Origin of the sequence: Microlunatus flavus (genome assembly GCF_900110855.1) — a bacterium.
In the GTDB taxonomy this organism is placed as follows: Bacteria; Actinomycetota; Actinomycetes; order Propionibacteriales; family Propionibacteriaceae; genus Microlunatus; species Microlunatus flavus.
In genome coordinates this window covers 16,848-43,160 of the sequence record NZ_FOFA01000014.1, presented here as the reverse complement: position 1 = coordinate 43,160, position 26,313 = coordinate 16,848, and the positions used below count along the sequence as shown (strand labels likewise).

At 73.9% G+C, this 26,313-nt stretch carries 23 protein-coding genes; 13 read left to right on the top strand and 10 right to left on the bottom strand.

The window, feature by feature from the left end:
- Nucleotides 1-892: AarF/UbiB family protein (locus BMY04_RS22990; protein WP_170854272.1), on the top strand; the 892-nt coding region annotated here is incomplete at its 5' end.
- A 246-nt stretch (nt 893-1,138) separates the two neighbouring features.
- On the opposite strand, the gene rocD is transcribed toward BMY04_RS22990, so the two are convergent.
- On the bottom strand, nt 1,139-2,392 hold the full coding sequence (rocD, locus tag BMY04_RS21510; protein WP_091186856.1) for an ornithine--oxo-acid transaminase: 1,254 nt from the start codon (nt 2,390-2,392) through the stop codon (nt 1,139-1,141).
- Complete coding sequence (ddaH, locus tag BMY04_RS21505; protein WP_198410343.1) at nt 2,389-3,300, bottom strand: dimethylargininase; 912 nt, start codon at nt 3,298-3,300, stop codon at nt 2,389-2,391. Before ddaH ends, rocD begins: the two co-directional genes overlap by 4 nt.
- Before the next feature lie 66 nt (nt 3,301-3,366).
- Between ddaH and BMY04_RS21500 the strand changes: the two genes are divergently transcribed.
- From BMY04_RS21500 to BMY04_RS21480, 5 genes are all read left to right on the top strand, one after another.
- The gene (locus BMY04_RS21500; RefSeq protein ID WP_198410342.1) at nt 3,367-3,792 is read left to right on the top strand and encodes an Lrp/AsnC family transcriptional regulator; all 426 of its coding nucleotides are present in this window, start codon (nt 3,367-3,369) and stop codon (nt 3,790-3,792) included.
- Between the two features lie 121 nt (nt 3,793-3,913).
- The gene (locus BMY04_RS21495) at nt 3,914-4,726 is read left to right on the top strand and encodes a putative protein N(5)-glutamine methyltransferase (protein WP_232506560.1); all 813 of its coding nucleotides are present in this window, start codon (nt 3,914-3,916) and stop codon (nt 4,724-4,726) included.
- 41 nt (nt 4,727-4,767) lie between these two features.
- Nucleotides 4,768-5,661: a 3-methyl-2-oxobutanoate hydroxymethyltransferase gene (panB, locus tag BMY04_RS21490; RefSeq protein WP_091186845.1), complete on the top strand. Its 894-nt coding sequence runs from the start codon at nt 4,768-4,770 to the stop codon at nt 5,659-5,661.
- Nucleotides 5,658-6,545 (top strand): pantoate--beta-alanine ligase, encoded by an 888-nt coding sequence (panC, locus tag BMY04_RS21485; protein ID WP_091186842.1) that lies wholly within the window; start codon nt 5,658-5,660, stop codon nt 6,543-6,545. The genes panB and panC overlap by 4 nt, the downstream gene beginning before the upstream one ends.
- 10 nt (nt 6,546-6,555) lie before the next feature.
- Nucleotides 6,556-7,431, top strand: a complete 876-nt coding sequence (locus BMY04_RS21480) for a coiled-coil domain-containing protein (RefSeq protein ID WP_091186839.1) — start codon at nt 6,556-6,558, stop codon at nt 7,429-7,431.
- Between the two features lie 85 nt (nt 7,432-7,516).
- Here BMY04_RS21480 and BMY04_RS23195 read toward each other — a convergent pair whose 3' ends face one another.
- On the bottom strand, nt 7,517-8,527 hold the full coding sequence (locus BMY04_RS23195) for a GNAT family N-acetyltransferase (RefSeq protein WP_091186835.1): 1,011 nt from the start codon (nt 8,525-8,527) through the stop codon (nt 7,517-7,519).
- A gap of 44 nt (nt 8,528-8,571) precedes the next feature.
- Here BMY04_RS23195 and BMY04_RS21470 point away from each other — a divergent pair, with 44 nt between their 5' ends.
- The 3 genes from BMY04_RS21470 to BMY04_RS21460 are packed head-to-tail and all read left to right on the top strand — an operon-like array spanning nt 8,572 to nt 11,257.
- Nucleotides 8,572-9,498 (top strand): diacylglycerol/lipid kinase family protein, encoded by a 927-nt coding sequence (locus BMY04_RS21470; RefSeq protein ID WP_091186832.1) that lies wholly within the window; start codon nt 8,572-8,574, stop codon nt 9,496-9,498.
- 47 nt (nt 9,499-9,545) lie between these two features.
- Nucleotides 9,546-10,472, top strand: a complete 927-nt coding sequence (locus BMY04_RS21465; RefSeq protein WP_232506559.1) for an NAD(P)H-binding protein — start codon at nt 9,546-9,548, stop codon at nt 10,470-10,472.
- Between the two features lie 5 nt (nt 10,473-10,477).
- A complete protein-coding gene (locus tag BMY04_RS21460) occupies nt 10,478-11,257 on the top strand; it encodes a CPBP family intramembrane glutamic endopeptidase (protein WP_232506558.1) in 780 nt (259 codons plus the stop codon).
- 201 nt (nt 11,258-11,458) lie between these two features.
- On the opposite strand, the gene ku is transcribed toward BMY04_RS21460, so the two are convergent.
- Nucleotides 11,459-12,373, bottom strand: coding sequence for a non-homologous end joining protein Ku (gene ku, locus BMY04_RS21455; RefSeq protein WP_091186829.1), 915 nt, complete (start codon nt 12,371-12,373; stop codon nt 11,459-11,461).
- Between the two features lie 32 nt (nt 12,374-12,405).
- The gene (locus tag BMY04_RS21450) at nt 12,406-13,947 is read right to left on the bottom strand and encodes a M28 family metallopeptidase (RefSeq protein ID WP_198410341.1); all 1,542 of its coding nucleotides are present in this window, start codon (nt 13,945-13,947) and stop codon (nt 12,406-12,408) included.
- A gap of 233 nt (nt 13,948-14,180) precedes the next feature.
- Between BMY04_RS21450 and BMY04_RS21445 the strand changes: the two genes are divergently transcribed.
- Nucleotides 14,181-16,829, top strand: coding sequence for an ATP-dependent DNA ligase (locus BMY04_RS21445; protein ID WP_091186827.1), 2,649 nt, complete (start codon nt 14,181-14,183; stop codon nt 16,827-16,829).
- Nucleotides 16,830-16,898: 69 nt separating this feature from the next.
- Here the strand turns inward: BMY04_RS21445 and BMY04_RS21440 are convergent, their stop codons facing one another.
- Complete coding sequence (locus BMY04_RS21440) at nt 16,899-18,014, bottom strand: DNA glycosylase AlkZ-like family protein (RefSeq protein WP_091186823.1); 1,116 nt, start codon at nt 18,012-18,014, stop codon at nt 16,899-16,901.
- A 168-nt stretch (nt 18,015-18,182) separates the two neighbouring features.
- Here BMY04_RS21440 and BMY04_RS21435 point away from each other — a divergent pair, with 168 nt between their 5' ends.
- The 3 genes from BMY04_RS21435 to BMY04_RS21425 are packed head-to-tail and all read left to right on the top strand — an operon-like array spanning nt 18,183 to nt 21,388.
- Nucleotides 18,183-19,052 carry an LLM class flavin-dependent oxidoreductase gene (locus BMY04_RS21435; RefSeq protein ID WP_198410340.1) on the top strand — a complete coding sequence of 290 codons (870 nt, stop codon included), beginning with the start codon at nt 18,183-18,185 and terminating at the stop codon, nt 19,050-19,052.
- 15 nt (nt 19,053-19,067) lie between these two features.
- Nucleotides 19,068-19,820, top strand: a complete 753-nt coding sequence (locus BMY04_RS21430) for an ABC transporter ATP-binding protein (RefSeq protein ID WP_091186869.1) — start codon at nt 19,068-19,070, stop codon at nt 19,818-19,820.
- On the top strand, nt 19,796-21,388 hold the full coding sequence (locus tag BMY04_RS21425; RefSeq protein WP_091186816.1) for a hypothetical protein: 1,593 nt from the start codon (nt 19,796-19,798) through the stop codon (nt 21,386-21,388). Before BMY04_RS21430 ends, BMY04_RS21425 begins: the two co-directional genes overlap by 25 nt.
- Nucleotides 21,389-21,400: 12 nt before the next feature.
- Here BMY04_RS21425 and treS read toward each other — a convergent pair whose 3' ends face one another.
- The 4 genes from treS to BMY04_RS21405 all read right to left on the bottom strand — a co-directional run bounded on the left by treS (nt 21,401) and on the right by BMY04_RS21405 (nt 26,285).
- Complete coding sequence (treS, locus tag BMY04_RS21420) at nt 21,401-23,710, bottom strand: maltose alpha-D-glucosyltransferase (RefSeq protein ID WP_091186813.1); 2,310 nt, start codon at nt 23,708-23,710, stop codon at nt 21,401-21,403.
- 154 nt (nt 23,711-23,864) lie between these two features.
- Complete coding sequence (locus BMY04_RS21415; protein ID WP_091186809.1) at nt 23,865-24,677, bottom strand: VOC family protein; 813 nt, start codon at nt 24,675-24,677, stop codon at nt 23,865-23,867.
- A 250-nt stretch (nt 24,678-24,927) separates the two neighbouring features.
- On the bottom strand, nt 24,928-25,716 hold the full coding sequence (locus tag BMY04_RS21410; protein ID WP_170854271.1) for a class I SAM-dependent methyltransferase: 789 nt from the start codon (nt 25,714-25,716) through the stop codon (nt 24,928-24,930).
- Nucleotides 25,713-26,285, bottom strand: coding sequence for a mycothiol transferase (locus tag BMY04_RS21405; protein ID WP_091186803.1), 573 nt, complete (start codon nt 26,283-26,285; stop codon nt 25,713-25,715). The genes BMY04_RS21410 and BMY04_RS21405 overlap by 4 nt, the downstream gene beginning before the upstream one ends.
- Between the last annotated feature and the right edge of the window lie 28 nt (nt 26,286-26,313).

The following is a 26,313-nucleotide window of genomic DNA, read 5'->3' as shown; positions in this document are numbered from 1 at the left end:
CGAGCGCTTCGTCCAGCGGACCAGCGACCTGTTCCTGGCGATGATCTTCCGCGACGGGATGTTCCACGCCGACCCGCACCCGGGCAACTTCCTGCTGCCCGACGCCGGGCACCTCGCGATCCTGGACTTCGGCGACGTCGGCTACCTCACGCAGCGCCGCCGCCTCGACTTCCAGGCGCTGCTGCTGGCCATCTCCGAGCGGGACGCCGACGACTTCACCCGCGCACTGCTCACCGTGACGCGCGCGTCGGTCGAGATCGACGAGGACGCGGTGCAGAGCGCCGTGGAGGCGTGGATGCAGCGCTGGCTCCGCGCCGGCGTCAGCGAGCAGGACCTCGGGCCGGCGCTGGAGCACCTGCTCGACCTGTTCCGGGAGAACCACCTCACGTTCCCCTCCGACCTGCTGATGCCGCTGCGCGTGCTCATGCGGCTCCAGGGCCTCGGCCTCGAGCTCGGCAGCACCGTCCCGCTCGACGACATGCTGCGGCCCTACCTGACGCAGATGATGGCGGACCGCTTCAAGCCGGCCGCGCTGCTCAAGGAGGGGCGCCGCACGCTGCGCAGCTGGCAGCGGCTGCTCGGCCCGCTGCCCGACGAGCTGGCCGACCTCGCCGTCCGGATGCGCAAGGACGGCGCCTCGCTCGACATCCGGGTGCACGACCCCGACGAGGTCGTCGACAACCTCATCGACGGCCTGATCGCCGCCGCCTCGATCATCGGCGCCTCCGAGCTGCTGGCGAAGCGCACCCCGCCGACGATCAAGGACGCCTCGGTCCCGGGCGTGGCCGTCTTCGCCCTCGCCGGCCTCACCTGGGTGCGCCTGCAGAACCGCCGCGCCTCGCACAAGAAGATCACCAGCCGCGTGGCCGGGTTCATCAGCCGCCGCTTCTGAGGCGTACGCCCCCGCGCTTGCCATGGCTCCGCTTGCCATGGCTCCGCTTGCCATGGCTCCGCTCGCCCCTGGCTCCCGCTCCCTGGCTCCCCGCTCCCCCCTTGCGACCGCTCGCTCTCCTTCAGGCCGAGCGGTAGGTTGCCGCGCATTCCAACGCTGAAGAAGCGCCGCAACCTACCTCTCGTGGGGGGTGCGGGGGCGCGGGTCGCGGGGCGGGCGGGCGCGGCGGGGCGCCCTGCGGAACCGTCAGGCGTGCGTACGGGCGGCGAGCTCGGTGAGGGCGTCGGCGAGGGCGTCGAGGCCGGCGTCGAGCTGGTCCTCGCTGATCACCAGGGGCGGCGCGAGCCGGATGGTCGAGCCGTGGGTGTCCTTGGCCAGCACGTGCCGGCGGGCGAGCGCCTCGCAGACGTCGCGGCCGCCGCCCAGGGCCGGGTCGATGTCGACGCCGGCCCACAGGCCGCGCACCCGCACGCCGACGACGCCGTGGCCCACCATCGCCTCGAGCCGCTGCCGCATGCGCTCGCCGAGCCTGGTCGCGCGCTCCTGGAGCTCGCCCGTGGCCAGCATCGCCACGACCTCGCGGCCGACGGCGCAGGCGAGCGGGTTGCCGCCGAACGTGCTGCCGTGGGTCCCCGGCTCCAGCACGCCGAGGACGTCGGCGTCCGCCACCACCGCCGACACCGGGACGATCCCGCCGCCGAGGGCCTTGCCGAGCAGGTAGACGTCGGGCACGACGCCCTCGTGCTCGCAAGCGAGGGTCCGACCCGTACGCCCGAGGCCCGCCTGGATCTCGTCGGCGATGAACAGCACGCGCTGCTCGCGGGTCACCTCGCGCACGCCGGCCAGGTAGCCGGGCGGCGGGATCCGCACGCCGGCCTCGCCCTGGATCGGCTCGAGGAGCACGGCGACGGTGTTGGGGGTGATCGCGGCGCGCAGGGCGTCGAGGTCGCCGTACGGGACCGTGACGAAGCCGGGCGTGAACGGCCCGTAGTCGTCGCGCGCCTCCGGGTCGTCGGAGAAGCTGACGATCGTGGTCGTGCGGCCGTGGAAGTTGCCGGCGGCCACGATGATCTCGGCCCGGCCGGCGGGCACGCCCTTGACGCGGTAGCCCCACTTGCGCGCGACCTTGATGCCCGACTCGACGGCCTCGGCGCCGGTGTTCATGGGCAGGACCATGTCCTTGCCGACCAGCGTGGCGAGCTCGGTGCCGAACGGCGCCAGCTGGTCGTGGTGGAAGGCGCGCGAGGTGAGCGTCACCTTGGCGAGCTGCGTACGGGCGGCCTCGAGCAGCCGCGGGTGGCCGTGGCCGAAGTTCGTGGCCGAGTAGGCCGCGAGGAAGTCGAGGTACGTCTCGCCGTCGACGTCGGTGAGCACCGCGCCCTCCCCGTGGGAGACCACGACCTCGAGCGGGTGGTAGTTGTGCGCGAGGTGCTCCTCCTCGGCGGCGAGCAGGGCGTCGGCGGCGGCCGAGCGCGTGGGGGCGTCGAGGACGGCGGTCATCGCGGATCTCCTTCGTGCGCGGCGGTGGCCCGCGCGGGCGTGGGACGGATCTCCTGGGTGCAGCACTTGACGCTGCCGCCACCCAGGAGGAGCTCGGAGGTGTCGATCTCGACGCAGACGAAGCCGCGGACCTCGAGCTCGGCGCGCAGGTGCGGGGCGCCGGGCGGCAGGAAGACGTTGCGTCCGTCGCCGACGGCGTTCAGGCCGAAGGCCAGGGCGTCCTCGGCGGTCGCGACCACGGCGTCGGGGAAGCGTTCCGCGAGCACGGCCTGCGACGCCGGGCTGAAGGCCGCCGGGAAGTAGGCGACGGCGTCGGTGTCGGCGTCGAGGACCGCGAGCGCGACGTCGAGGTGGTAGAAGCGCGGGTCCACCAGCTCGAGGCCGACGACCTCGCGGCCGGTGAGCGCGGCCAGCTCTGCGTGCGCGTCCGGCGAGGTGCGGAAGCCGTGCCCGGCCAGCACGACCGAGGAGAGCACGGCGAAGTCGCCCTCGGCCTCGTTCACCGCGACCGGCTCGGCCAGGCGGGGTCCCTCGAGCCCGCCGTAGAGCACCCCGAACCGTTCGTGCCAGGCCCGGTGCGCCGCCGCCTCGGCCGCCCGCTGCCGGGTCGCGAACCGCGCCAGCAGCGTGCGCCCGTCGACGACCGTCGCCCCGTTGGCCGCGAAGACCATGTCGGGCAGCCCCGGCACGGGATCCAGCCGGTCGACGCGGTGCCCGGCGCGCTCGTACGCGGCGACGAGGGCCGACCACTGCGCCAGCGCGCGCTCGCGGTCGACCGGGACCTCCGGGTGCATCCAGGGGTTGATGGCGTAGCGGACGTCGAAGAAGGTGGGTGGGCACATGAGGAAGTGGCGCGCCCTGGCCCGACGCTGCGAGCGCCGTGGCGTCGAGGGCACGGTCGTGGTCATACGTCCAGGATATTTCCGTGGAGTCGCAACAGCCGTACGATTGCGTTCGAAATCGGGGAGGTTCTGTTGCGTATCGATGACCTTGACCGCAAGATCCTTGCGGTTCTCGGAGAGAACGGCCGCGAGAGCTACTCGGCCCTCGGGCTCCGGGTGGGACTGAGCACGGCCGCGGCCAAGCGGCGGGTCGACCGGCTGCGCGCGGACGGCGCGATCCAGCGGTTCACGGCCGAGATCGCCCCCGCCGCGCTCGGCTGGACGATCGAGGCGTTCGTCGAGCTCTACTGCGAGGGACGGGTGCCGCCCGACCGGATGGCGGAGATGGTCAAGACGATCCCGGAGGTCGTCCAGGCGTGGACGGTCACCGGCGAGTCCGACGGGATGCTCATGGTCCGGGCGGAGGACCCGGCCCACTTCGAGCGCGTGCTGGGCACGATCCGCGCGCACCCCGGCGTCAGCCGCACCCGTTCGGCGATCGTGCTCTCGCACCTGTGACCGGCCGCCGGTGGGCAGGGCTCGACGGCGGCACTTGTCCCAGGTTGCGGGTGCTCTTCTCCTCCTGCAGGTGCGGCAGGGCACGTGCATTTCACGCTGTCGTGAAATGCACGGCCCACCGGTGAGCCAGCCGGCGACGGAGGAGGCGCTGGTCCGACGGCTGCGGGCCGCCGGCTGCGTCTTCGCCGAGGAGGAGGCGGCGCTGATCCTCGAGCAGGCGGGCACCGCGGCCGACCCCGCCGCCGAGGCCGAGCGGCTCGCCGGAGCGCGGGTGGGCGGGCTGCCCCTCGAGGTGGTGCTTGGCTGGGCCGAGCTCGCCGGCGTCCGGGTGGTCGTCGAGCCCGGGGTCTTCGTGCCTCGCCGGCGCACCGAGCTCATGGTCGCGACCGCCGTCGAGCTGGGTGCCGCGCGGCCGGAGGGTCCGCTGGTGCTGCTCGACCTCTGCTGCGGCAGCGGGGCCGTCGCGGTGGCCGTGACGCACGGGCTCGGCCGGCGCGGACGGACCGTCGAGGTCACCGCCGCCGACCTGGACGACGCCGCCGTGCGCTGCGCGGCCCGCAACCTCCCCGGGGCCCGCGTCCTGCGCAGCGACCTGTTCGCCGACCTGCCCGTGGACCTGCAGGGGCGGGTGGACCTGCTCACGGCCAACGTCCCGTACGTGCCGACCGGTGCGGTCGCGCTGATGCCGCGGGAGGCGCGCGAGCACGAGCCGCGGATGGCCCTGGACGGGGGCGACGACGGCCTGGTCGTGCTCCGGCGCGTCGCGGCGCAGGCGCCGGCGTGGCTCGCGCCGGGCGGTTCGCTGCTCGTGGAGACCAGCGAGGAGCAGGAGCCCACGGCGGTCGCCGTGCTCGCCGACGCCGGGCTGGACGCGGGCTCCCGGGCCGACGACGAGCTCGGCGCGACCGTCGTCGTCGGCACCCAGCCCGGCTGAGCGCGAACCCTCGCCGTCGGCCCCGACGGTAGGCTCGCGGGGTGAGCGAGCCCGTCCCAGCAAGCGCGCCGAACCCGGCGCGCCGCATCCGGCTGACCGACTTCGCGCGGGCCAAGCGGGACGGTCGGCGCTGGGCGATGCTCACCAGCTACGACCAGTACACGGCCTCGATCTTCGACGACGCCGGGGTGTGGGCGCTGCTCGTGGGCGACTCCGCCGCCAACAACGTCTTCGGGCACGAGACGACCCTGCCGCTGACCGTCGAGGAGCTGCTGCCCCTCGTCCGCGCGGTATCCCGCTCGACGCGTCGGGCCTTCGTCGTGTCCGACCTGCCCTTCGGCACGTACGAGGAGGGTCCCGCCCAGGCGCTCCGCACCGCCGTCCGCTTCATGAAGGAGGGCGGCGCGCACGCCGTGAAGTTCGAGGGCGGGGTCCGGGTGGCCGAGCAGATCCGTGCGGTGACCGGCGCCGGCATCCCCGTCATGGCCCACATCGGCTTCACGCCGCAGAGCGAGCACCAGCTCGGCGGCTACCGCGTCCAGGGCCGTGGCGCCGCGGCCGAGCAGCTCCGCGCCGACGCCCGCGCGGTCGCCGAGGCCGGTGCGTTCGCGGTCGTCATGGAGATGGTCCCGGGCGACGTCGCGGCCGAGATCACCGCCGAGCTGGCCATCCCCACCGTCGGCATCGGCGCGGGCCCGGGCTGCGACGCCCAGGTCCTCGTCTGGCAGGACGCGATGGGGCTGCGCCAGGGCCGGACCGCACGGTTCGTCAAGCAGTACGCCCAGCTCGGCCAGGTCCTCGAGCAGGCCGCCGCGACCTACGTCGAGGAGGTGGCCAGCGGCGTCTTCCCGGGTCCGGAGCACACGTTCGCCGACTCGTCGGACGCCCAGGCCCCCGCCGTGCCCACCGCACCCCCGACGCCGACGCGGGCATGAGGGTCGCCCGCAGCATCGCCGAGCTGACCGGGCTCCGCGCGGAGGTCCCGCCCGGTCGACGGGTCGGCTTCGTGGCGACGATGGGCGCCCTGCACGCCGGGCACGCCTCGCTCGTGGAGCAGGCCCGCGCGCTGAGCGACACCGTCGCGGTCAGCATCTTCGTCAACCCGCTGCAGTTCGGTCCGGGCGAGGACTACGCCCGCTACCCGCGCCCCCTCGAGGCCGACCTGGAACGGTGCGCCGCCCTCGGCGTCGACCTGGTCTTCGTGCCCGCGGTCGGCGACCTCTACCCGCCGGGCCGGCAGGTGAGCGTGAGCGCCGGGACGATGGGCACGGTCCTGGAGGGGGCGGCCCGCCCCGGCCACTTCGACGGCGTCCTGACCGTCGTGCTCAAGCTGTTCAACCTCGTACGCCCTCAGGTCGCGGTCTTCGGCCGCAAGGACGCCCAGCAGCTGGCCTGCATCCAGCGGATGGTGCTTGACCTCAACCTCGACGTCCGCGTGGTCGGGGCGCCGACGGTGCGCGAGCCCGACGGGCTGGCGCTGTCGAGCCGCAACGTGTTCCTCAGCCCCACCGAGCGCGCCCTGGCGCTCGACCTGCCCACGGCGCTGGAGCGCGCAGCGGCCCACCGCACGCTGCCCGAGGCGCTGGCCGCCGCCCACGCCGTCCTCGACCGGGCCGGGCTGGACCCGGAGTTCGACCTCGACTACCTGACCGCGGTCAGCCCGGAGACGTTCGCCGAGGTCGCGCACGACGCCGGCGGCGACGTCCTGCTCACGGTCGCGGCGACGGTCGGCTCGACGCGGCTGATCGACAACACGCTGCTGGACCTGCGCGAGCCGGCCGACCCGCCCGCCGTCCCCCGGCTGCCCTCGCCCCGCTGACGCACCGGCCGTGAGCGAGGTGGAGGACGCGGCCCGCGAGCTCTACGCGCTCGCCCCCGAGGAGTTCGTCGCGGCCCGGACGCGCCTGGTCAAGCAGGCCCGGGCGGCCAAGGACCGGGCGCTCGCGAACGAGATCGGCGCCCTCCGCAAGCCCACGCGGACGGCCTGGCTGGTCAACGCCGTCGCGCGCGACGACCCCGACGCCGTCGCCGCCCTGCTCGACCTCGGCGAGCAGCTGCGCACGGCGCAGCAGGCCAAGGACGGCAAGGCGCTGCGCGACCTCTCCGCCCGGCGGCGCAAGGCGATCGACGCCCTCGTACGCCGGGCCGGCGCGCTCGGCGAGCAGGCGGGGCACCCACCCACCGAGGCGACGGTCAACGAGCTCGCGCAGACCCTCCAGGCCGCCCTCGGCGACGCCGAAGTGGCCGAGCAGGTGCGCGCGGGAACCCTTGCGGGGGCGGCGGTGTACGGAGGATTCGGGGGCCCGTCGGAGGCGACCGACGCACCGGCCGACGGGGGCGGGGACCTGGCGGCCCTCCTGGCCGCCTCGATGCCCGGGGCGGCGAAGGCGGAGCAAGCGGACGACGCGACGGACGACGCCGAGGAACGGTCCCGTCGCGAGGCCGCGCAACGGCGCGCCGCCCTCGAGGCCGCACGCGAAGAGGCCCGTCAGGCCCTCGACGACGCGCAGCAGGCCGCCGACGCGGCGACCGAGGAGGCCGACCGCGCCGCGGAGGAGGTCGACCGGCTGCGCGGCGAGCTCCAGCGGGCGGAGGACGCCGAGCGCGAGGCGCGTACGGCCGCCCGCACCGCCCGCGACGAGGTGCGCGCCCGGCGGGCGGCCGCCGACGAGGCCGAGCAGGCGCTGCGCGACGCCGAGGGCTGACGCGAGGCCCGCGGAAATATGACCGCTCGACGGCGAGCGGCCCGGGTCGCCACGCTCAGCGCGTCCGCGCGGGTCGATCGAGCGGTCAGAATTCCGCGGGAGCGAGGTCGAGCCGGTAGAGCACGTGCTCTCGCAGCCGGTGGCCGACCGGGAAGCGCGGGTGCTCGAACGTCCGGTCGAAGGTCAGGCCCAGGCGGCGCATGACGGCGATGGAGCGGACGTTCGCGGGAACGGTCATCGACCAGAGCCGCGGCTCCTGACGGGCTCGCGCCACCTCGACGGCCTCGCGGGCCGCCTCGGTCGCGTAGCCGTGGCCCCAGGCCTCGCGCACGAACCGCCAGCCCACCTCCCATTCCCCCGCCGGCGGCGTGCCCTCCGGCATCGGGTTGAGCCCCGCCCAGCCCAGGAACACGCCGTCCGTGCGGCGCTCGACCGCCCACAGGCCGGCCCCCCGCTCGTCCCACACGGCGTCGAGGTGGTCGAGCAGCGCGTCGCTCCGGCTCCGGTCGAGGACCTCGGGGAGGTGCTCCATCACCGCCGGGTCGGCGTTCATCGCGGCGAACGCGGGCCGGTCTGCCTTCCGCCAGCGCCGCAGCCGCAGGCGCGCGGTCGTGCGCTCGGCGTGCACGTCGGGCCACACCAGGACGAACCGCTCGAACACCAGCTCCGGGTCCTCGTCGGCCGGCTTGCCCGTCGCGGCGAACCAGCGCCGGAAGAAGGCCCGGTGCCCCGCGACCCACCCGTCGCGAGTGCGGTCGCCCTCCCCCTCGTCCCACGCGAAGGCGTCGTCGACGCTGCTCAGGGGACCGACCCGGACCTCCGTCGTCCGCAGCACCGCAGCCGGCGAACCGTCACCCCGCACGACCACCGCGTGGTCGCCCACCGCGGGCACGAAGCCCTCGTCGGTGTGGTCGGTCAGCGCGCCCGCCGTCGCCCGCTTGGTGCCGGCCAGCACCAGGTCGGCCAGCTCGTCGGCCATCGACGCCGAGTCGCCGAAGGCGAAGACGTCCGCCGGCTCGCCCGTGCGGCCGGTCTGCGCGCAGAAGCTCGACCAGAAGGCCGCCACCGCCGCCCGGTCGGGCTCCACCGCCTCCATGGAAGCCCACCGTAGGGGGTACGACTGCCCCTATCCTTCCGGCCATGACGTTGCGGTGCGCGGTCGTGGCCAACCCCACGAAGCTCGGTGACGCCGACGCGGCGCTGGTGCGCGAGGGGCTCGCCGCGGCCGGCTGTCCCGAACCCCTCTGGCTCGAGACCAGCGCCGACGACCCGGGCCGCTCGATGACGCAGCAGGCCGTCGACGCCGGCGTCGACCTCGTCATCGCCGCCGGCGGTGACGGAACCATCCGCCTCGTCGCGGCCGGCCTGGCCGGGACCGACATCGCCATGGCGATCATCCCGGCGGGCACGGGCAACCTGCTCGCCCGCAACCTCGAGATCCCGCTCGACGTCGCCGGGGCGCTCAGCCTCGCTCTGGGCGACGAGGAACGGCGCATCGACACCGTCGTGCTGCGGGTCGACGGTGGCGAGCCCGACCGGTTCGCAGTGATGGCCGGCACCGGCCTCGACGCCATGATCATGGAGGGCGTCGACGAGCGGCTGAAGAAGTTCATCGGCCCGGGCGCGTACTTCCTGTCGGCGGCCAAGGCGCTCGGCCGGCTCCCGGTCCCGGTGCAGGTGACGGTCGACGGCAAGCGCCACCGGCGCAAGGCGATCATCACCGTGATCGGCAACTGCGGAGAGCTGACCGGCGACCTCGAGCTGATCCCCGGCGCCCAGCCCGACGACGGCCAGCTCTACGTCTACGTCGCGTTCCCGTCCAGGCCGACGCACTGGATCAAGGCCTTCATCCGGCTCGTGACCCGGCGCCCGCAGAAGGACGACCACGTCGAGGTGTGGGCCGGCCGCAAGGTCGAGATCCGCCTCCAGGCCGAGGACGCGTACGAGCTCGACGGTGACGTGGAGGGCGAGGGGACGGTCCTGACGGGCGAGGTCGACCCCGGCTCGCTGCGGATCCGTGCCCGTCCGCCGCATCGGGTGGACCAGCCGGCACTGAACGCTTCCTGACGGACGCCGTACGCTCGCAGGCGATCAGGCGAGGGAAGGAGCAGGACGTGCCGCTGACCGTGACCGTCACCGGGGCCTCGGGCTTCGTCGGCTCCCACCTGTGCTCGGCGTTGGTCGACGCCGGGCACACCGTGCGGGCGATGACCCGGCACCCTGACGACTACGAGGGCGCGGGCGACCCGGTCCACGGCGACGTGTCCGACGCGGCCAGCCTGCGCGGCGCGCTCGAGGGCGCCGACGCCGCCTACTACCTGGTTCACTCCCTCGACCGCGAGGACTTCGAGGACGCCGACGCGAGGGCGGCGAAGGACTTCAGCCAGGCGGCCGCGGCGGCCGGCGTACGCCGGATCGTCTACCTCGGCGGCCTGGGTCGCGACAACCAGGACCTGTCGGCGCACCTGCGCTCGCGCCGCGAGGTCGAGCACCTGCTCGGGCAGGACGGGGTGCCGGTGACGGTGCTCCGTGCGGCGATCGTGGTCGGCCACGGCGGCATCTCCTGGGAGATCACGCGCCAGCTCGTCGACCACCTGCCGGCCATGGTCGTGCCGCACTGGACGACCACCCGGACCCAGCCGATCGCCCTGCAGGACGCGGTCGCGTACCTGGTCGGGGTGCTCGAGCCCGCGGAGGCGGAGGGCCGCGTCTTCGAGATCGGCGGGCCGGACGTGCTGACGTACGCGCAGATGATGCAGCGCGCGTCGATCGTGATCAAGCACCGCCCGCTGCCGATGCTCGCCGTCCCGCTGCTCACCCCGCGCCTGTCCTCGTACTGGCTGTCCTTCGTCACCGACGTCGACCTCGAGACCGCGCGCAACCTCATCGACTCGATGAGCAACGAGGTGGTCGTCACCGACGACGCGATCAAGGCGGTCGTGCCGCGGCGGCTGCTCGGCTACGACGACGCCGTGCGCGAGGCGATGGCCGAGCGGGAACGCGCGCTGGCCCACTCTGCGACCGACGCCGCCGCCGGCTGAGCCGCGTGCCCGACGACGAGACCCGTCCGGCGCCCGAGAGCCACGGGGCGCACGGCGCCACCGGCGTACGCCGCCGGCCGCGGCTGAGCGAACGTGCGGTCGGGGTGGTCCGGCCCGTCCTGATCGACAAGGTCGAGCGGGACCACCGGCAGTCCGACGGGCAGTTCCTGCGGCGGCGGATCGTGGTCGCCGCCACCCTCGTGCTCGGCGCGACCCTGCTCGGCCTGTCCTTCTCCACCGAGCCCGGCGACGCTTCGTTCTACCCGCTGACCTTCGGCCTCGCCGCGACCTGGGTGGTGGGGAGCCTGCTCTCCGGGCCCCTGCACCTCGGCCACATCGTCTTCGGCAGCCGGATCCGCCGGCCCGTCGTGACCCCGATCGTCCTCGGCCTGCTGCTGGCGGCGACGTTCGTCGTCGGCGGCCTGGTGATCCGCGAGATCCCCGTGCTGGCCGGCTTCACCAACGACGTCCTCGGCTACGCGAAGGCGGGCAGCCTGTGGCTGGTCGCGCTCGTGACGTTCGTCAACGGGGTCGCGGAGGAGCTCTTCTTCCGCGGCGCGCTCTTCGCCGCGATCGGCGTCCGGCACCCGGTGCTGATCTCGACGGTCCTCTACGCCGTGGCCACCGTCGCCGGCGGCAACCCGGTCCTCGTCTTCGCCGCCGCGATCCTCGGGCTCGTCACCGGCCTCCAGCGCCGCGCCGGCGGCGGCGTCCTCGCCCCGATCCTGACCCACGTCACCTGGTCGATGACGATGCTCTTCGTCCTGCCCCTGATCTTCCGCTGACGCGCCACCGCGAGGACGTTCCGTGCGCAGAAACGTTCCCTGAGCTTGTCGAAGGGCCCCGAAGAGGTCGGCGTTGCGCTGCGGTCGGAAGACACTGACCCGGTCCGGGCCCTTCGACGAGCTCACGGAGCGTTCGGAGGCCCTTCGACAAGCTCAGGGAGCGTTCGGAGGCCCTTCGACGAGCTCGGGGAGCGTTCCTCGTCAGGCCGACTTCTTCGCCGCCGTCTTCTTGGCCGGGGCCTTCTTCTTCGCCGCGGCCTTCTTGGCCGGCGCCTTCGTGGGCGCGGCCTTCTTCGTAGGCTCCTTCTTCTCCGCCGAGCCCGCCCGCTTCGCCCGGTTGGCCTCGACACTGCGGCGCAGGGCCTCGACGAGGTCGATGACGTCCGCGGAACCTTCGCCGTCGCCCTCCTCGCCGAACGTCTTCGCCGTGTCGAGCGCGTCGCCCTGCTCGAGCTTGGCCGCGACCAGCGTGCGCAGCTGCTCCTGGTAGTCGTCGGTGAACGACGCCGGGTCGAAGTCGTCCGACATGTTCTCGACCAGCGAGGCGGCCATCTTCTTCTCGTTGTCCGACACCTTCGGCGGCTTCTTCACCGCGTCGAAGTCGGCCTCGCGCACCTCGTCGTCCCAGAGCAGCGACTGCAGCATCATCACGTCGCCGTACGCGCGCAGCGCCCCGAGCCGGGTCTTCTGCCGCAGCGAGAACTGCACGACCGCGGTCCGGTCGGTCTCGCGCAGGGTGTCGAGCAGGAGCGCGTACGCCTTGGCCGCGTTCGCGTCGGGCTCGAGGAAGTAGCTGCGGTCGAACCGCACCGGGTCGATCTGCTCGCTCGGCACGAACTCGACGACCTCGATCTCGCGGCTCCGCTCGACGGGCAGCGCCTTGAGGTCGTCGCTGGTGAGGACGACGGTCGTGCCGCCCTCCTCGTACGCCTTGTCGATGTCGGCGTAGTCCACGACCTCGCCGCACACCTCGCACTTCCGCTCGTAGCGGATGCGCCCGCCGTCCGCGTCGTGCACCTGGTGCAGGCTCACGTCGTGGTCCTGGGTGGCGCTGTAGAGCCGGACCGGGACGTTCACCAGGCCGAACGTGATCGCCCCGGTCCAGATCGCTCTCATGCGTGTGCCTCCTCGCGAAGGCCCTCAGTGTGTCAGGCGACGGCCTTCGAGCCCCGGTAGGGCAGCGCGGGCCGCTCGGCCGAACGCTTCGCCATCCGGCTCCCGTCGACGTAGAGGCCCGTCTTCGACGTCGCCAGCACGAACGTCGCGTGCGCGGCCGCGTCGCCGAGCTCGAACAGCGCCTTCTCGTCCAGGTTCGAGACCGTGTCGCAGGCCTGGTGGTAGCAGGGGTCGTACGGCGCCCCCGCCGTCCCGCCGAACACCTCGGCCTCCTCCTTCGTCTTGATCCCCTCGGCGCCGCTGAAGAGCCCGCCGGCCGGGATGCCCGCGTCGATGAACGCGCCGTAGTCGGAGCGCCCGTCGAACTCGGTCGGCGCGCTCGCCAGCCCCTGCGCGTCGAAGTAGTCGGTGAAGATCTTCTCGATCGCCCCCGACCCCGCCGGACCGGGGGTCTCGAACGCGGACCCGTCTCCGTCGTAGACGAAGCGCACGTAGTTCGGGGAGCCGACCATGTCGAAGTTCAGGTTGGCGTAGATCGTCGACAGCTTCTCCGGCGACAGGGAGTCGACGTACGCCTGCGAGCCGAGCAGACCCTCCTCCTCCGCACCCCAGAAGGCGAAGCGCACCTGGCGCTCGAGCTTGCCCTTCTTGGTGTAGCCGAGCTTCTTCATCTGCTCGGCGATCTCGAGGAGCGTCGCGGTGCCGCTGCCGTTGTCGTTGATGCCGGGGCCCTCGAAGACGGAGTCGAGGTGCGCGCCGACCACGACCGTGGTCCCGCTCCTGCCCTTCGGCGTCTCGGCGATGACGTTCTTGGTCTTGGCCTTCAGGTCGACCTCGGTGGAGGTGGTGACCCGCACGGTCACCGGGCCCTTCGCGGCCTGGGCGACCAGCGCGTCGCCGGTGGCGAACTCCGCCTCGACCACGGGGATGGTGCTGGGGGTCGCGAGCGTGCCGTTGTACAGGTCCGTGCGGCCCTCCTGGCCCTCGTTGAAGATGATCGCGGCGTCGTAGCCGGCGTCTGCGGCGTTCCCGGCCTTGATCACGAAGTCGCACCCGCCGCGCTGGATCAGAGCGACCTGGGGCTCGGTCGCCGAGGCCGTGGGGAAGTCGCCGGGCTCGCACCCGGCGACGCTGGACGGGTCGGCGGTCGGCGGCAGCACCGTGCCCTTGGGCACGACCACGGTGCCCGTGACGTCGCCGCTCCCGGAGTAGTCGAAGGTGGCGGTCGGGTAGTCCTCGGCGTCCGGGGTCACCTGCGCGAGCGTGGCCGGGGCCAGCTCACGGAAGAGCGGGAACGTGAACTTCTGCGTCTTGACCTTGAACCCCGCCTTCTTGAGCTTCTTGGTCACGTACGTGACCGACGCCTCGTAGCCCTTGGTCGTCGCGGCGCGGTTGCCGTCGTTCTTGGTGGCGATGGCCTGCAGGGCCCGTTCGTGCTCGAGGATGCCGCCGACGGTCACCGCCGTACGGAGCCTGGACGAGTCGACGGGATCGACGGCAAACGCCGGCGTGGCGGGGGCGAGCAGGGCGGTCACCCCCAGGGCGGCGACTCCGGCGATCAAGGGCTTCTTCACGAGCGGCTCCGGTCTGCGGGGAGGAGTGGGGTGCCCGCATCCTGGCAGGGCCCGCCACGCTTGGGAAGAGCGCTCTGACCAGGCCGAACGGTCGCGCACGACCAAGATCAATAGGTTGACTGAGCAAGATCGACAGCGTGGCTAGGCATCGGTCGAGAGCCTCGCTAAGAAGATCACCCGCCCCGGGCGGGCTGGTCGCGGCCGTCGACGGACGCGGCGCGTTACCCTCCCTCATGGCCCGCGCCGCACGGAGCACGTCCCAGGGCCAGAGCGTCACCGTCGACGGCCGCACGCTCAAGCTGACGAACCTGGACAAGGTGCTCTACCCCGCCACCGGCACCACCAAGGGCGACGTCATCGCCTACTACGCCGAGGTCGGGCCGACGATGCTGCCGCACCTCTGGCAGCGCCCGGCCACCCGCAAGCGCTGGCCCGACGGCGTCGGGACCGAGCCGGAACCGCAGTCCTCGCGCGGGGTGTTCTTCGCCAAGGACCTCGGCGCCGGCACGCCGGACTGGGTGCGCCGCTTCCCCATCCAGCACCGCGACCACGCCAACGACTACCCCGTCGTCGACGACCTGGCGACGCTGACCTGGATCGCCCAGCTCGCCGGCCTGGAGATCCACGTGCCGCAGTGGCGCTTCGCCGACGACGGCACCCCGCAGAACCCGGACCGGCTCGTGCTCGACCTCGACCCGGGCCCCGGGGTGAGCCTGGCGGACGTGGCCGAGGTGGCCCGCGCCGCACGGGCCGTGCTGCGCGACATCGGGCACGACCCGCTCCCGGTGACGAGCGGCAGCAAGGGCATCCACCTCTACGCGCCCCTCGACGGCGACCAGACGCCCGAGCAGGCGACGGCGCTCGCGCGCGAGCTCGCCCGGGCCCTCGAGGCGGACGCCCCGGACCGCGTGATCAGCAGCATGAAGCGCAGCGAGCGCGACGGGAAGGTGTTCGTCGACTGGAGCCAGAACAACGGCAGCAAGACCACGGTCTCGCCCTACTCGCTGCGCGGCCGGCCCGAACCGCACGTCGCCGCCCCGCGGACCTGGGAGGAGCTCGAGGAGCCCGACCTCGCGCAGCTGACGTACGCCGACGTGCTCGCCCGGGTCGCGGAGCGGGGCGACCTGCTCGCACCCCTCGCCCCCGACCCCGGGCGGCTCGAGCCGGCGGCGCGCGACCGGCTCAGCACGTACCGGAGCATGCGCGACGCCCAGCGCACGCCGGAACCCGTACCGGACGCGCCGCCGGCGCCGCGCCGAGCCGCGGGGCAGGAGCCGATCTTCGTCATCCAGGAGCACCACGCCCGCGCGCTGCACTGGGACTTCCGCCTGGAGCACGACGGCGTGCTCGTGAGCTGGGCGGTGCCCAAGTCGCCGCCGACCGACCCGAAGAGCAACCGGCTGGCCGTCATGACCGAGGACCACCCGATGGAGTACGCGACGTTCGAGGGCGGCATCCCCCACGGCGAGTACGGCGGCGGGCAGGTGAGCATCTGGGACGCCGGCACGTTCCGCCTGCACAAGTGGCGCGAGGGCAAGGAGGTCATCGCGACCCTGCAGGGCCGCCCCGACGGCGGGCTCGGCGGCGGGCGCCGCACGTTCGCGCTGATCCACACCGGCCGCGGCGGCGGCAAGGCGGACCGCAACTGGCTCATGCACCTGATGGAGGCCGAGCCGGAGTACGACGAGGCAGGGAGCCCTTCGACAGGCTCAGGGAACGTGGGCCAGCCCGCTGCCGAGCCGGAGCGCGCGACGCTCCCTGAGCCCGCCGAAGGGCCCGACCGGGGAACGCTCCCTGAGCCCGCCGAAAGGCCCGACCGGGGAACGCTCCCTGAGCCTGTCGAAGGGCCTCGACGAGGTCGGCGTCCCTCGACCGAGGACCAGCCCGACGCCCAGGGAGCCACCGAGGACTTCCCCGCCGAGGTCGCGCCCATGCTGGCGACGCTGGACGACGGCAAGCACTTCGGGCCCGAGGAGGGCTGGGCGTTCGAGATGAAGTGGGACGGCGTGCGGGCGGTCGCCTACCTCGCCGCCGGGCGGGTACTGCTGCTGAGCCGCAAGGGCCGCGACGAGTCCGCCGCGTACCCGGACGTGGTCGAACCCCTCGCCCGGCTCGACGTGCGCAGCGCCGTGCTCGACGGCGAGATCGTGGTGACCGACGCGTCCGGGCGGCCGGACTTCGGGCTGCTGCAGAACCGCATCAACCTCACGCGTGGCGCCGACATCGAGCGCGCCGCGCAGACCTGGCCGGGGCAGCTCATGGTCTTCGACGTCCTCGAGCTCGACGGGGAGTCGCTGCTCGGGCGGCCGTACGCCGAGCGCCGCGAGGTCCTGGAGGGGCTCGGCCTCGACGACCTCGGCGAGCGGGTCCACGTGCCGCCGGTCTTCCACGGCGACCTGCAGGCCGCCCGCGACGTCAGCCGCCAGCTCCGCCTCGAGGGCGTGGTGGCCAAGCGGACCGACTCGGTCTACGCGCCCGGGCGGCGGGGCCGTACGTGGCTCAAGATCAAGAACTTCCTCACCCAGGAGGTCGTCGTGGCGGGCTGGCGGCCCGGTCAGGGTGGCCGGAGCGCGACGTTCGGCTCCCTGCTGATGGGCATCCCCTCGCCCGAGGGGCTGCAGTACGTCGGCCGGGTGGGATCCGGCTTCGACGGACGTTCCCTCGCCGACCTGCAGGCCCGCCTCGACGAGCGGGCGCAGCCGACGCCGTCGCTGGTCGGCGTTCCCCGCGAGGACGCGCGCGACGCGCACTGGGTCCGCCCCGACCTCGTCGGCGAGGTCACCTACGCCGAGCTGACCGGCCCGGGCCGCATGCGGCACCCCGTCTGGCGCGGCCTGCGCCCCGACAAGGACGCGGAGCAGGTGGTCTGGGAGCGGCCCTGACGGCAACAGCGACGACAACGGGAGTGATCCTGCACCGTCACGGTGCACGATCCCACCCGATCACCTCGGTCAGACCCAGACGACCTCCGTGAGTGTCACGCCACGGTGCGTGGCCAGGCGCTCGGCCTGCTCGCCCACCCGGTCGCGGTCGGCCGCCGCCAGCCGGTCCCACACCTCCACCGTGAGGGACAGCTTCTTCCCGGACGCCTTCGGGCGCCAGGTGCCGGCGACGTCGGTGCCGACGAGTACGGCGCCGGGGCGTCCGAGCGTCGGCCACAGCGCCTTGTGCCGGCTGCGGTCGGGCACCACGACCTCGCGGTCGCGGGCCTGCAGCCACAGGTCGAACGGCCCCAGCAGCCGGACCAGCCCGTCCGTGGCCGCGGGCTCGGGCAGGCCGGGCAGCGCCCAGGCCCGGCTGCCGTCGACGTCGACCTCTGTGGCACCCGTCGGCCAGTGCCCCTTGACGACCGCGGGCGGCACGTCCAGGAACGCCGCCGTGGCCGCCGGCGTCGTCGGCCCGCACAGCCGGACGTACGCGTCGACCACCCGCAGGCGCTCCGGCGCGCGCTCGGGGTCGCCGAGCGCGGCGCCGCGACGCCAGCCCGGGATGCGCCGCAGGACCGGGGGCGAGGTGCCCGGCTCCAGCTCGAGGCCGGCGGCCAGCCCCGAGAGCCGGAACGTCTGCTCGTACACGTGCGTCGCCTGGCAGGGGTTGCACCAGCGCAGGTACGGCTCGTCGAGCCGCTCGGTCAGCGCGCCGGAGAGGTCGCCCTTCGCGGTCGGCGCGGCGACGACCTCGCGCATGGTGGTCGCGACGACGCCCATCGCCTCGCGCATCCCGATGCCCGCCGCCGTCAGCGGCCGGCTCGCGTCGAGGGTGCGCCTGCGGGCGTCGGCGTCGTCGTACGGGCTGGTCGCGTCGAGCACGCCCGGCAGGTCCGCGCGCCGGTAGTAGTGGGGAGCGCCGCGCAGGCTCCACACCAGCGCCAGCTCCTCGGAGGTCACGAGCGCCTCGGGCCCGGGCACCGGCACCCCGCGGTTGGCCAGCGCCCAGCTCGCCCCGTCGCGCCCGGTGTCCTGCACGCCCAGGTCGAGCACCGCGGCGTCGCCCAGCGGACGCTGCGCCACCGGGCGGTCGAGCTGCTGCGCGGCGAGCCGCCGCGCGAGGGCCTCGTGCCGGTCCATCCGCGCCTCCTCCACCCTCTGAAGACCCGCCGAGCGGTAGGTTGCCGCGACTCCGGCTCGGCGTGTCGTCGCGGCAACCTACCGCTCGCGGGTCTGGAGGGCGAGAGGTGCGGGCGGGACGCCGGGGTGGGTGGCGGAGCTGTCGGAGTCGTGGCGGAGACTGCTCGGGTGACTCCCGTGCCCGCCCTCGGCCTCTGCTTCACCCCGGACATGGCGCCCGGCAGCCTGGTGCGCCTGGCGCAGTCGATCGAGGCGGCCGGCCTCGACGAGCTCTGGGTCTGGGAAGACTGCTTCAAGGAGAGCGGCGTCGCCTCCGCCGCCGTGGCCCTCGCGAGCACCGTCCGGATCCGGGTCGGCATCGGCCTCATGCCGACCCCGCTGCGCAACGTCGCGCTGACCGCGATGGAGGTCGCGACGCTCGCCGGCGCCTTCCCCGGGCGGCTGATGCCGGGCATCGGCCACGGGGTGCAGGAGTGGATGGGCCAGGTCGGGGCGCGCGCGAGGTCCCCGCTCGGCCTCCTCGAGGAGTACGCGACCGCGCTGCGGGCGCTGCTCGCGGGCGAGACGGTCACCACGGACGGGGCGTACGTCCACCTCGACGGGGTCCGGCTCGACTGGCCGCCGGAGGTCGTGCCCCCGCTCTTCATCGGCGGGACGGGCCCGAAGTCGGTGCGGCTGGCCGCCGGGCTCGGCGACGGCTACCTGGCGCCCTGCGCCTGGAGCGACGCCCAGGTCGCCGACGTGAGCGAGCAGGTGACCGCGGTCCGGGGGCCGGGGCACCCCTTCGTCTACAGCGAGATCGCCGCGACGGGACCGGGCGCGCGCGAGCGCGTGGACGCCGAGCTGCCGCGCTACGGCGGCGAGGCCGGCCGCCAGATCGGGACCGCGGGCGACGAGGACGTCTTCGTCGACGCCGTCCGGCGCCTGGCCGGGCTCGGCGTCGACCACCTCGTGATCCAGCCGACCAAGGACGAGCCCGACCTCGACGGCCTGGTGGCCTTCGTGGGCCGGGTGCGCACCCGCCTGCACGAGGGCTGAACCGTGCCGACGGCCATGCGGCTGACCGGCCTGGTCAAGAGCTTCGGGGTCAAGCGCGCGGTCGACGGGCTCGACCTCCAGGTCCCGGCCGGCAGCCTGTTCGGCCTCGTCGGGCCCAACGGTGCCGGCAAGACGACGACCCTCTCGATGGCCACCGGCCTGCTGCGCCCCGACGCGGGCACCGCGGAGGTCCTCGGCCACGACGTGTGGACCGACCCGGCCGCGGCCAAGGCGACGATGGGCGTGCTGCCCGACGGGGTCCGGCTCTTCGACCGGCTCAGCGGGCGGGAGCTGCTCAGCTACGTCGGGCGCCTGCGCCGCGTCCCGCCGGCCGACATCGCCAGCCGCTCCGGCGACCTGCTCGAGGCGCTCGGCCTCGCCGCCGACGCGGACACCCTGGTCGCCGACTACTCCGCCGGCATGACCAAGAAGATCGGCCTGGCCTGCGCGCTCGTGCACGCGCCGCGCCTGCTCGTCCTCGACGAACCCTTCGAGGCCGTCGACCCGGTCTCCGGCGAGGGCATCCGCTCGATCCTGCGGCGCTACACCCGCGACGGCGGCACCGTGGTGCTGTCGAGCCACGTCATGGAGCTCGTCGAGAGCCTGTGCGACCAGGTGGCGGTCGTCGCGCAGGGCCGCGTCCTCGTCTCCGGGCCGGTGGACGAGGTGCGGGCGGGCTCGACCCTGCAGCAGCGGTTCCTCGAGCTGGTCGGCTTCCGGGCCGGCGACGAGGAGGGTCTGGCGTGGTTGCGCTCCTCGTCGGGCTGAAGCTGACGCTGCTGCGCAACGGGCTGCGCCGCAGCGTCTGGCGGACGGTCGGCCTGGTGCTCGGCGCCGTGTACGCCCTCGGGATCGTCGTCGCGGCCGTCGCCGGCCTGGTCGCACTGCGCTGGACGTCGACGGAGGTGACCGCCCAGGTCACCGTCGTCGCGTACGCCGCCCTGACCCTCGGCTGGCTGGTGCTCTCGCTGCTCGTCTTCGGCGTCGACGAGACCGTCGACCCGGCGCGCTTCGCCCTGCTCCCGGTGCGCGCCCGCGCCCTCGTACCCGGGCTGGTCGTCGCCGCCCTGGTCGGCCTGCCCGGCGTCGCGACCGTGCTCGTCGCCCTCGGCCTCGTCGTCACCTGGGCACGGACGCCGGGCCTGGCCCTGGCCGCGCTCGTCGCCGCCGTGCTCGGCACGCTGACGTGCGTCCTGCTGTCGCGGACGGCGACCTCGGCCTTCGCCGCCTTCCTGTCGTCGCGACGGTTCCGCGACCTCGCGGCGGTCCTGCTCGCCGTGGTCGGCGCCGGCCTGGCGATCGCGACGAACGTGCTCAGCCGCGGCCTGGGCAGCGACCTGGGCGTGCTCACGACGCTGCTGCAGCGCGCGTCGACGGCCGCCTCGTGGAGCCCCTTCGGGTGGGCCTGGGCGCTGCCGGGCGACGTGGCCCGCGGCGCCTGGGCGCAGGCGGGCGTCCACCTGGTCCTCGCCGCCGGGCTCGTCGTCGCGCTCGGCGCCACCTGGACCGCGGTCCTCGACCGGCGCCTCGTCGAGCCCTCCACGTCCGCCGGCGGGAGCGGCACCGTGGGCCGCAGCGGCCGGCTCGAGCGGCTGTTCCCGGCGGACGAGGCCGGCGCGGTGGCGGTGCGCTCGCTGCGCTACTGGCGCCGCGACGCCCGCCACGTCGCGACCCTGGCCAGCTTCCTCGTCGCCCCGCTCGTGCTCCTGGTGACGCTCGGGCTCAACCCCGACGTGAGCCCCCGGCTGGTCGTCCTCACGCCCTGCGTCCTGGCGGTGGTCGTCGGCACGAGCGTCGGCCAGGACCTCAGCTTCGACGGCAGCGCCCTGTGGCTGCACGTCAGCACCGGCCTCTCGGGCCTCGCCGACCGACGAGGCCGGGTGCTGGCCGCGCTGACCGTCTTCGCGCCGGTCCTGCTCGCGATGCACCTGGTCGTCGCCGCGGTCACCGGCGGGTGGGCGTCGCTGCCCGGCGCCCTCGGGCTGAGCGCCGCGCTCGCCCTGGGCGGCATGGGCGCCGGCGCGTGGGCCGGCGCGCTGTGGCAGTGGCCCGGCCCGGTGCCGGGGGAGAGCCCGTTCCAGCGCGGCAGCTCCGGGGGGCTGCCCGCACTGGCGTCGGCGATGGTCGTGCTCGTCGCCACCGGGCTCCTCGGGCTGCCCAGCCTCGCGCTCGTCCTCCTCGGCGCGTTCTGGCGACCGTGGGCGGGGTGGCTGGCGCTGCCGGTCGGCCTCGTGCTCGGCCTGGCCGCCCTGCGCGTCGGGACGGTGCAGGGCGGCCGGCTGCTGGACCGGCGCTGGCCGGAGGCGCTCCGCGCGGTGTCGGAGCGCGCCGGCTAGCGGGGCTGGGTCCTAGTCGCGGACGCTCGGGCGGTCACCGCGTCCGTGGGAGACGAGGTGCTCGCCCGGGCACAGCACCAGCAGCGACTTGAACTCGTGCGGGCCGAGCCGCACGCCGAAGCTGTACAGGTCGTCGACGACGCCGACCTCCTCGTCGGTGAACATGTCGACGAGCACGCTGCCCGGCACCAGCTGCTCGGAGCGCACGCCGCCGGACACCTCCTCGGCCGAGAAGTTCAGCACCGTGATCTGCTCGGCGTCGCTGAGCTGGTGGACCATGACCAGCATCGCCTTGTTCGACACCGGCGGCACGTCGAGCTGGACGCCGGTGGCGATGCCGTACTGCTTGCGCACCTCGAGGATGTGCGCGAGCCGACGGGCGAACGAGTCCTCGTCCTCCAGCTGGGCGGGCAGCGGACCGTACAGGGCCACGCCCTTCGGCATCTGCATGAGCGACTCGGTCGCGTCCGGGCGGTAGTCCATGAGGTCGTACGCCGAGCGGTGGATCCAGCGGGTGTCGCCGTCGCCGAGGAGTCGGGCGACCTGGCGCCGGTCGAGGGTCAGCGCACCCACGAGGTCCCAGCCCGACAGCGCGAACACGCCCGGCTGGAGCGCGTTGAACGCGGCCAGGAGCAGGTGCGCCCGGCGGATCTGCTCCACCTGGTCGGCGTCGAGGTCCTCGATCGAGGTGAACCCGAGCGAGGCGGCGATGATCGTCGCCGTCGTGGAGGCGATGCCGTTCTGCGTGAACGTCGCGTTGTAGGGCCCGGCCTCGCCGGTCAGGTGGTCGAGCAGGTCCTGCCGGATCCGCACCGCGAGGTCGCGGCCCCTGATCGGCACCCGGTGGTAGGTGAAGACGTCGTCGGAGTGCAGCGTCGCGAAGTGGACGAACTCGTACGTCATCTCGTCGTGGTTCTGCAGCGCGTGCACCAGCGACGCGGGCTCGACGCCCATGTCGCGGGCCAGGTTGAGCGTCAGCCGCACGAACGCGGTGTCGCCGGTGGCCATCGCGTGGTGGTACGCGGGACGGTTGACGAAGTCGTACGACAGGTCGGCACCGCGCTCGGCGGTGTTCTTGATGTCGTCGATCGTGAGGTTGAGCTCCTGGAAGGTGAAGCCGCCCACCTTGCGCACCATGCTGGCGATCAGCTGGTTGGCCGCCTCCGACAGCGGGTGGCCCTCCGACCAGGCCGGGGAGTCCTCGGTGCTCTTCTCGACGCCGAGGAAGCCGTTCGCGTCGAGGCGCAGCGCTCCGCTGCCGAGGTCGCCGAGGGAGTGCAGCGCGTCGCCGATGACCAGCCGCATCCCGGCGAAGCTGGGGTCGAGCCAGTTGATGGAGGGCTGGCCCTCCTTGAAGTAGTGCAGGTAGACCCAGCGGTGCTCGGCGCCGTCCGGGCCGAGGACCGGGGGCGTCACGCTCCAGTTGGTGTCCTTGACGCCGGGCTCGTAGAAGATGACGCGCTGCAGCTTGCCGATGATGTAGCCCTGCTTGGCCAGCATCGACTCGGCCTCGGCGTCGAGGTTGATCGAGTCGCGGCCCTTGGGCACCTTGGGCAGCAGGTGCCAGTCCTTCTCCTCGATCTCCACCATGTGGTAGATCCCGGGGAAGTCGCCGACCTTCATCTCCGCGAGGCGGAAGTCGGCGCCCTTGCCGGTGTGGCCCGGCACGATGTCGTCGATGATCATGCCCAGGTGGCTCGCGGCCACCTCGGTCATCGCCCGGAACTCGTCCTCGGTGCCGAAGGCGTCGTCGATCTGGGTGCTGATGCGGTCGAAGTGGCCGTCCACGCTGGGCGTCGACTCCCAGCCCAGGATGCCGCCGGCCTTCTTGACCGGGCCGGTGTGCACGCCGTCGATGCCGATGGCCTCGAAGGCCGCCCACAGGTCGTCGTCGCCGAGCGTGCCGAGGAAGGAGGTCCCCGGCTTGGTGATCATCGAGATCGGGTACGCCGTGAACCACACCGACGCCTTCTCGATCGCCGCCCGGGGGTCGGGGTTGGCGTACGGGTTCTGCCACATGCTCCCCTGCCCGGAGAACTGCTTGGCGAACTCGTACGCGTCGACCAGCATCGACTGGTCGCGCAGCCAGGACACGTAGTCGGGGTTGTCGCCCTTGGGCCGCCCGGTGCGCTCCTTGGGACGGCGCGGGAAGAGCCCGCGCAGCCGGCCGCGGGGACGCAGGCGGTGCGGCCGCGCCGGGTAGCGCTGCTCGTCGAAGCTGATCTCCGGCTCGCGCGCCTCGGCGTCGACCTCGGCGGCCGTGTCCGTCGGGGCGCCGACCTCCCCGACCTCGGGCTCGGTCTCGGGGCGCGTCTCGCTCATCGATCTCCTGGGGCGTGCAGGCCGGTGGGCCGGGGTTGGGGTGCGGTCGTGCTCTCGGCAACTCCGACGGTGCGGCGCTGCGCTGGCCGGAGGGGCGGCGGAGGACCTGCGGCACCCCCAAAGTAGTGCACCCGGCGGGGGGTCGGGGTGGGCCTCAGGCAGTGGCACCGTCGGTGACGGCGGGCGGGTTCCTCAGGGTCGCCGAGTGCAGCTTGAAGGGAGCGCCGGTCGGGTCGACGAGGTCGGCGATCCGCCCGAACGGCGTGTCCTCCGCCCCCATCAGGACGGTCGCGCCGTGGGCCTCGGCGACCGCCTGGGCGGCGTCGGCGTCCTCCACGCCCAGGTAGACCGCCCAGTGGCTCGGCACCGCGTCGGGCAGGAAGCGGGCCGAGTCCATGAGGCCGGCGACGGGGCGGCCGTCGACCTGGGCCGTCAGGTAGCGGAACTCGTCGGAGTCGGCCGTCACGTCGTACGTCCACCCGGCCACGCGTGCGTAGAAGTCGCGGCTCGCCCCGAAGCTCTTGCTGTGCGTCTCCGCCCAGACGACCGAGCCGGGCTCCTCGAAGCGGCCGAACCCGGGGTGCTCGCCGGCCTGCCACAGGCCGACGACCGCGCCGGCCGGGTCGACGAGCACGGCCATCGAGCCCAGCCGGCCGACCGCCAGCGGCGGCGCCAGGACGGTGGCCCCGGCCTCGGTCGCCCGGGCCACCGACGCCTCGACGTCGGCCGTGGCCAGGTAGGTGCTCCAGGTGTCCGGGGTGCCCGAGTCGCCGCTGTTCCGCATCAGGCCGGCCACGTTCTGGCCGTCCTTGGTCGCCAGCGTGTAGCCGCCGTACGCCTCGCCCTGGTCGGCGAACTCCCACCCCAGCAGCGCGGCGTAGAAGGCCTGGCTGCGCTCGGGGTCGGAGGTGAACAGGTCGACCCAGCAGGGCGTGCCGGGCGCGAAGGGGGTGTTCCGGGTCGTCACGGCGACACCCTACGGTCGCCGAGCCGGGTCCGGGGACGACAGAAGGGTGGCGGCTCTCGCCGCCACCCTCCACCGCCACGCCCTCGGAGCATCGCCCCGCGGCGCAGGCGTCGTTGCCGAACCCCCCTGGGATCCCGGGACCGCTCCCCACAAGCGGTGGCTCCGAGATCTCTGCTGTGGTCCCCCGACCGACAACCCAGACACCTTCTCTCGCGCGGGGTCCGGCGTCAAGGTCTCCTGAGAGCCTGTCTCAGGATCTGTCGCCCCCGTCCCCAGACGGTCGACGACCGACGAAGAACTCGCGCGGCAGGCGGTCGTCCGACGTGACCTCGGCGACCGACCGGGCCTCGAAGCCGGTCTCGGCGAGCACCCGCAGCCAGGTCTCGCGGGGGTGGAGCCCGAGCACGTGGGTGTCGTGCGCGACCTGCACGCCGCCGTCGGGCGAGCGGAGCAGGAACGCGTACTCCGTGGTCGTCGTCGTGTCGGTCGGGTCCGGGTCGGTCGACCAGGACAGGTAGCGCACCCCGCGACCGTCGGGCGCGTCGCTGCCGCCGTGCTCGGTGCCCGGCTCGAAGTTCTCGGCGATGTCGTCGGGCACCAGCACCGCGACGCCGCCGGGCCGGCAGTGCAGGTACGCGGTCTCGACCGCCGCGCGCAGGTCGGCCTCCGTCGTCATGTACTCGATCGCGTCGTGCACGAAGACCGCGTCGAACTCGCGCCCGAGGCGCAGCGTGCGCATGTCGCCCTGGACGTGCTCGCAGTCGGGGTTGAGCTCCCGCGACACCGCGAGCATCTGCTCCGACAGGTCGACCAGCGTCATCGCGAAGCGCTGCTGGAGGTGGTGGGCGTTGTTGCCCCCGCCGCTGCCGAGCTCGAGCACCGTCCGGGTGGGCGGCTCGGCGCCGGCGAGCAGCTCGGCGGCGAAGGCGGCCTCCTCCGCGTACTCGTCGGGCGCGGAGATCAGCGGCCACCACGGCGCGAGGTCGCCGTAGAAGACGCCGGCCGGGTCCGCCCGGTCGGGCTGCACGGCCTCGGTCACGCGACGCCCGCCCGCTCGGCGAGACCCTTGACGTACGCCGCCTGCCCGAGGTGCTGGAGGGTGTCGCCGACGACGCTCACCAGGCGCACGCCCGCGGTCACGGGCGGGTTCCAGTCCTCGTCCACGACGCGGGCCAGCTCGGCCTCGCCCCCGTCGGAGGAGATCCTGTCGAGGTAGCGCAGCGTGAGCGCGTGGACGTCGGCGTGGTAGCCCGCGAGCAGCTCGCCGCTCGCCCGCACCTCGCCCGTCTCGTCGGGGCTCTGGCCGTAGCCGGTCGCCCACGGGCCGAAGGGCAGCGCGAAGCGGTCGCGCCACCGCGGCCAGGCCTGCTGCTCGCCGGCGAGCCCGGCGACGTGGTCGTCCTGCACGCGGGTGAGGTGCCACAGCAGCCAGGCGATGGAGTTGGAGCCGCCGTCCACCCGCCAGGTCGCGAGCTCGGGGCTCAGCCGGTGCGTCATCCCCTCGAACAGGCCCTGGACCCGCTCGAACGAGTCGACCAGCAGGTCGTGCAGCGGACCGGTGCCGGCCGGTGCGGAGGGGGTGGACGAGGGGTTCCCGGACTCGCTCATGCCCCGACCCTAGAGCGGCCCGCCGACA